The organism is Monashia sp. HAY1-2A (genome assembly GCF_056755315.1).
Map to the genome: position 1 here is coordinate 1 of NZ_JBNDHY010000214.1, position 6,169 is coordinate 6,169.

General features: G+C 74.0%; 6 protein-coding genes. 3 read left to right on the top strand and 3 right to left on the bottom strand.

All coding sequences use genetic code 11. The features are described from left to right. Nucleotides 1–56: 56 nt before the first annotated feature. The 3 genes from ACPYOM_RS20520 to ACPYOM_RS20530 are packed head-to-tail and all read left to right on the top strand — an operon-like array spanning nucleotide 57 to nucleotide 2,106. Complete coding sequence (locus ACPYOM_RS20520) at nucleotides 57–734, top strand: biotin transporter BioY (protein WP_481347365.1); 678 nt, start codon at nucleotides 57–59, stop codon at nucleotides 732–734. Then, nucleotides 731–1,450 (top strand): energy-coupling factor ABC transporter ATP-binding protein, encoded by a 720-nt coding sequence (locus ACPYOM_RS20525; RefSeq protein WP_481347366.1) that lies wholly within the window; start codon nucleotides 731–733, stop codon nucleotides 1,448–1,450. The genes ACPYOM_RS20520 and ACPYOM_RS20525 overlap by 4 nt, the downstream gene beginning before the upstream one ends. After that, nucleotides 1,447–2,106 (top strand): CbiQ family ECF transporter T component, encoded by a 660-nt coding sequence (locus tag ACPYOM_RS20530; protein ID WP_481347367.1) that lies wholly within the window; start codon nucleotides 1,447–1,449, stop codon nucleotides 2,104–2,106. The genes ACPYOM_RS20525 and ACPYOM_RS20530 overlap by 4 nt, the downstream gene beginning before the upstream one ends. A gap of 44 nt (nucleotides 2,107–2,150) precedes the next feature. On the opposite strand, the gene ACPYOM_RS20535 is transcribed toward ACPYOM_RS20530, so the two are convergent. From ACPYOM_RS20535 to ACPYOM_RS20545, 3 genes are all read right to left on the bottom strand, one after another. Next, a complete protein-coding gene (locus tag ACPYOM_RS20535) occupies nucleotides 2,151–3,311 on the bottom strand; it encodes an NAD(P)-dependent malic enzyme (protein WP_481347368.1) in 1,161 nt (386 codons plus the stop codon). A 174-nt stretch (nucleotides 3,312–3,485) separates the two neighbouring features. Further along, nucleotides 3,486–4,793, bottom strand: coding sequence for an HD-GYP domain-containing protein (locus ACPYOM_RS20540; RefSeq protein WP_481339708.1), 1,308 nt, complete (start codon nucleotides 4,791–4,793; stop codon nucleotides 3,486–3,488). Next, a complete protein-coding gene (locus tag ACPYOM_RS20545; RefSeq protein WP_481347369.1) occupies nucleotides 4,790–6,088 on the bottom strand; it encodes an HD-GYP domain-containing protein in 1,299 nt (432 codons plus the stop codon). The genes ACPYOM_RS20540 and ACPYOM_RS20545 overlap by 4 nt, the downstream gene beginning before the upstream one ends. Between the last annotated feature and the right edge of the window lie 81 nt (nucleotides 6,089–6,169).

A 6,169-nucleotide genomic window follows, 5' to 3' on the forward strand; every position in this document is an offset into this window, starting at 1 on the left:
GCATTCCAGCACCATAGTGAGCGGGGCACCGGCGCGGCCCGGGTAGGGTGCGGGCCGTGACCGACGACACCCGCACCGCGACCGGCCCCCGCAGCGACGGCTCGCCCGCCCGCGGTACGAGCGGATCGGGCCACGCCCGCGGCCCGCGCGGCGTCGACGCCCGCACCGTCGCCCATGTCGCCGTCTTCGCGGCACTGCTCGTCGCGACGGCCGTCGTGCCCGGTGTCCCCGTCGGGGGCCTCGGGGTCCCCATCACGCTGCAGACCCTCGGGGTCCTGCTCACCGGCCTCGTCCTCGGTCCGGGTCGCGGCGCGCTGGCCGTGCTGGTCTACCTCGCCATCGGGTTCGTCGGGTTCCCGGTCTTCAGCAAGGGCCAGTCCGGGCTGCAGGTGCTGAGCGGACCGACCGCCGGGTACCTCGTGTCGTTCCTCCTCGCGGCCGCCGTCGCCGGCGCGGGCGCAGCCCTCGTCGTGCGCCGGGCCGACCGGCGCTGGTGGGTGCCGCTGCTGTTCGTCGTCGCGGCGCTCACCTCGGTGGCCGTCATCCACGTCCTCGGTGTGGCCGGTCTCGTCGCCAACCTGCACCTGCCGCTGTCGGCCGCCGTCACGGCAGACCTGCCGTTCCTGCCCGGCGACCTCGTCAAGGCGCTCGTCGCCGCCGTGGCCGCCGCGGCCGTGCACCGCGCGTTCCCGGACGTCCTCGTGCGCGCCGGGGTCCCGCAGCGCCGGGTGTGACTCCGACGAGCCGCATCCGCCTCGACGCCGCGACGGTCACCGTCCCGGTCGACGGCGACCCCGGTCGACGCGAACGCACCGTCCTCGGCCCCGTCGACCTGGACCTCACCGAACGACGCGTCACGGTCATCGGCGCCAACGGCTCGGGCAAGTCGACGCTGCTGCGCCTGCTCAACGGGCTCGTCCTGCCCACGACCGGCAGCGTCGAGGTCGACGGGCTCGACACCGGTCGGGACGGTGCCCGCGTCCGTCGACGCGTCGCCTTCGCCTTCACCGACCCGCTGTCCCAGCTCGTCATGCCGACCGGGCGAGAGGACGTCGAGCTGTCGCTGCGGCGCCTGCACCGGTCACGCGGTGACCGGCGGACGGCGGCGGAGGCGGTGCTCGCGCGGTTCGGCCTGCTCCACCTGGCCGACCGGAGCGTCCACGAGCTGTCCGGCGGCGAACGGCAGCTGCTGGCGCTCGCGGTCGTGCTGGCCACCGAGCCCGCGGTCCTCGTCCTGGACGAGCCGACGACGCTGCTCGACCTGCGCAACACCGCCCTGCTGCGCCGCCTCCTCGGCGGTCTGGAGCAGACGCTCGTCGTCGCGACGCACGACCTCGACCTCGCGCTCGACGCCGACCGAACCCTCGTCGTCGACGCCGGGCATGTCGTCTTCGACGGCTCGCCGGTCCCTGCCGTGGCTCACTACCGAGCCCTCGCCGAGCTCGCGTGAACGCCGGCGGGCTGTTCGCCACCCACGTGCCCGGCAGCTCGCCGGTGCACCGGGCGCCCTTGTGGCTCAAGTTCATCGGCGTGCTCCTCGTCGGTGCGACGCCGTGGTTCGCCCGGTCGCCGGCACCGCTGGTCGTGACGCTCGGGCCCGTCCTCGGGGCCGCCGCGCTGGCCCGCCTGCCCCTCGCCCGGCTCGCGCGGTCGGTGCGCGCGATCGCGCCCGTGCTCGTCCTGCTCCTCGCGTTCCAGTGGTGGGCCCAGGGGCCGGCCTACGCAGCACAGGTCGTCCTCGGGATCCTCGACGCCTACCTCGCCGCGGGCGTCCTCACGGCGACGACGCCGGTGACCGACCTGCTCGACGGCGTCGTCCGGGCCGCTCGCCCGCTGCGACGTGTCGTCGACCCGGAGGTCGTGGCCCTGACGCTCGGGGTCGTCATGCGCTCGGTCCCGTGGGTCGCGGGGTCGTTCTCGGCCGTCCGGGCAGCGGCGCTGGCCCGCGGCCTCGAACGCAGCCCGCGGGCGGTCGTCGTGCCCACGGTGCTGCACGTCGTGGCCTACGCCCGGTCCACCGGCGAGGCGCTCGCGGCCCGCGGGCTGACCGACCCCGACGACCACCCCAACGACCACCCCGACGACCGCCCCGACGACGACGCCTGACGGGTCCGGCGGGGCGGATCCGTCAGGCGTCGACGCGTCGGCTCCTACGGCGCGAGCGCGGCGACGGCGCGCGCCACGGCCGGTGCGACGCGCTCGTCGAAGACGCTCGGGACTATGAGATCGGCCGTTGGCTCCTCGACCAGGCCGGCGATCGCGTACGCGGCGGCCAGCTTCATGTCCTCGGTGATCTCGCGCGCGCCGGAGTCGAGCGCGCCACGGAAGATGCCGGGAAAGGCGAGGACGTTGTTGATCTGGTTCGGGAAGTCCGAGCGACCCGTCGCGACGACCTCGGCGAACCGCGTGGCGACGGACGGGTGCACCTCCGGGTCGGGGTTGGCCAGGGCGAAGATGGCCGCGCGAGGCGCCATCCGCATGAGGTCCCGCTCGGCGACGGTGCCGCCGGAGACACCGACGAGCACGTCGGCGCCGTCGAGCGCGTCGCCGAGCGCGCCCGTCACGCCACGGCGGTTCGTCACGGCGGCAAGGTCCGCCTTGTGCGGTGCGAGGTCCCCGCGGTCCGGACCGAGGACTCCGCGGGAGTCGACCACGACGACGTCACCGACGCCCGCCGCCAGCAGGATCCGGCTCACCGCGACCCCGGCGGCACCGGCGCCCGACACGACGACGGTGACGTCGGCCATGGCCTTTCCGACGACCCGCAGCGCGTTGACGAGGGCCGCGAGCGCCACGATCGCGGTCCCGTGCTGGTCGTCGTGGAACACCGGGATGTCGAGCCGCTCGCGCAGCAGGCGCTCGATCTCGAAGCACCGCGGCGCCGAGATGTCCTCGAGGTTGATGCCGCCGTACGTGGGCGCGATGCGTGCCACCGCGTCGACGATCTGCTCGACGGTGCCGGTCTCCATGCACACCGGGACCGCGTCGACCCCGGCGAAGTGCTTGAACAGGACGGCCTTGCCCTCCATGACGGGCATCGCCGCGAGGGGCCCGACGTCGCCGAGACCGAGCACCGCGGTGCCGTCGCTGACGACGGCCACCGTGTTGCGCCGGGTCGTGTAGACGGCGGCCAGGCCGGGGTCGGCGGCGATGGCCCGGGACACCTCGGCCACTCCGGGCGTGTAGAGCAGCGACAGGTCGGCTGCGTCGCGCAGCTCGGACGTGGCGTGCACCCCGAGCTTGCCGCCCACGTGGGCCCGGAAGACCGGGTCCCTGGGGTCGGCGAGCCGGCTGGTGGGCAACGCACTCATGACGGAACACCTCGTTCGCGTGAGAGGAAGAGGGCAGGCGGCCCTCGCTGGGTGGTGCGGTGCGGGGGTCTTGCCTGCACGATGTCGTCTCGCGTCCGGGGGTTGCCCGATCCGGACAGTCTGGCATGTACCGGCCTCGTGCCCAAGGGCGGACGCCGACGTGTGAGCGCCGTCTCAGTCGGTCAGCGTCGAGCCCAGGACGCCGAGCAGGGCATCGACCACGCGCGGGTCGTACTCGTAGCCGAGGCCGAGGTAGATGCGCTCGACGGCGGCCTCGCGCGCGCGGGCGCTGCGGGACCCCGCGGTGAGGTCCTCGTAGGCGTTGACGACCTTGAGGATGCGGCTCGTGAGCGGGATCTCCTCGCCGAGCTCGCGGACCTGCCGGTACGGGGTCGTCTGGTGCTCGAGGATCTGCACGGCGCCGCCGAAGACACCTGTCTCGCGGACGATCGCGACGGAGTCGGCGGCGATGCGACGCTGGTCGGCGGGGGCGGCCAGGACGGTGGCCCCGCCCGGGATCGGCTCGACGAGGGCCACCTGGCCGATGTCGTGCAGCAGCGCCGCGTACTCGAGGTCGAGCAGCTCGCGCTCTGACAGGCCCAACTGCCGACCGACGCGGACGGCGAGCGAGGCGACCCGCTCGGAGTGGCCGGACGGGGTGTACCCGGCAGCATCGGTGAGGCGCGAGAGCGTGCGGATGCTCTGCAGGTAGGTCGCCCGGATGCTGACGTAGCGGCGGAACGCGAAGAGCGTCAGGACGAGCGGCAGGATGAACAGCGGCAGCGCGATGACACCGAGCGGGGGCAGCGCGAGCGCGACGAGGACGCCGGTGACCACGACCGCGCCGGACAGGGCGAAGGAGGACCGCGCCTCCTCCATGAACGTGCGCCGCAGGTCGGCCGTCGCCATGGCCCGCAGGACCGACGTGAAGAGGGTGTCGGCGACAAGGGCCGCGACGCAGATCACGAGCATGAGCAGGGCCCGCTGCCACGGCACGAGGGTGTCCTCGTGGGCGGCTCCGGCAGCTCCACCGGCTCCGCCGGGGCTCTGCCCCAGGTGGACCGTGCGGTAGAGCAGCGCGGCCACCACCACGGCGAGGAACCGCCCGGTCGTCTCGACGAGGCTCACCTCGCGGCCGCCGAGCACCCGCGCGCCGGCCCCGAGGGCCATCGACACCGAGGTGACCGCGAGGACGAACGCCGTCGAGTGGGTCAGCTCGACGGAGGGACCGACGCGCACGGCGAACGCGAAGGCCAGGGCCGTCGCGGTGGCGATCGGCGCCGACCCGCGGAACCCCGGGGCGGCGAGCTGGAACCACTCCCCGAGCACGATGGTGACGGCGAAGGCCGCCGTGACCCCGATGGCCGGCTGGGAGCCCAGTCCGGGGGTGTCCTCGGCGCCCACGGCGAGCACGACACTGCCGACGAGACCGGTCAGGCCGACGACGAGCGCCACCGGCTCCCGGTAGAGGCCGCGCTTCACGACGACACCGAGCCGACGCTGGTCGGCAGGCCGTGCTTGTCGAGCGCCGCCCACGTGGCGGCGACGACCGCCGGGTCGAAGCGCCCGCCGTCGTCGGTGAGCCGGCGGTAGAGGTCGGCCGAGGTGCCGGCGGCAGCGGACGGGTCGGAGGAGGACCTCTCGACGGCCGTGACGACGGCGAGCACCCGGGCAGCGACGGGGATGTCGGTGCCGGCGAGCCCGTCGGGGCGGCCGCGCCCGTCGAAGCGCTCCTGCTGGTGCCGGATGCCCGAGCGCGCGTCCTCGAGGAAGTCGATGCCCTCGATCATGCGGGCGCCCATGACGCAGTGCCGGTCGACGATCCGCCGCTCTGACTCGGTCAGCGCGCCCGGGGCCCGACGCAGCAGGCGCGTCGGCACCCCGAGGTGGCCGATCTCGTGCAGCGTGGCGGCGTACCGGATCGTGCCGATCTGCGCCGGCGTCAGGGCGAGCTCCTCGGCGACCCACTCGGCGAGCGTCGCGGCGCGCCGGCTGCGGTCGACGGCCGCCGGCTCCTTGGTGCCGAGGGCCGTGACGAGGGTGTCCACGGTGCGCTCGTGGGAGCGCAGCTCCTCCCCGTACTGGATGAACGCCCAGCGGGCCGCGAGCAGCGGCGCCATGACGAGGAGGGCGCTGAAGGGGCCGAGTCCGGCGGGGAACCACAGGATGACGAAGAGCAGCCCGATGACGCCGTAGCCGATGTAGGCCAGGCCCGACCCGCTGAGCACACGGCGGAGCTGGATCCAGAACGGGATGCCCTGGTCGAGGTGGATGACCCCGGACAGGAGCGCCGCGTTGACGAGGCAGGCGGTGACGTCCGCGGCCAGCAGCGGCCAGCCGACCGCGGTGGCCAGCTCGGCGGGACCCTTGCCGACGGTCTGGGACCCCGCCCGGCCGCCGAGCATGGCGTAGACGAGGCCTCCCGCGGCCCCGAGCAGGCCGCTCATGCTCGCGTTGAACATCGTCGCCGACCATCGGCGCTGACGCCGGTCGACGAGCATCGACAGCGAGCCGACGACCCACGCGCCGAACGTGCCGACGATGGCGGCCGAGGCGACCAGGATGATCGACAGGAAGGAGAAGCTGATCTTCAGGCCGACGTCCGGCTCACGGATCTGGAAGCTGAGCACCCCCATGACGCAGAGCAGCAGCAGCGGCCCGAGCTCGAGACGCCGGGTGGTGAACCACGCGAGGACACCGGTCAGGACCGATGCCAGCACCACGGCCGCGAGGTAGACCGGCAACCACCGGGATCGGCTCGTCGCCGTGGTCACCATGCTCACGGCGTCCACCGTAGTGCGACGGCGCCACGGACGTGGAACTGTCTCTTATACACATCTGACGCTGCCGACGACGGA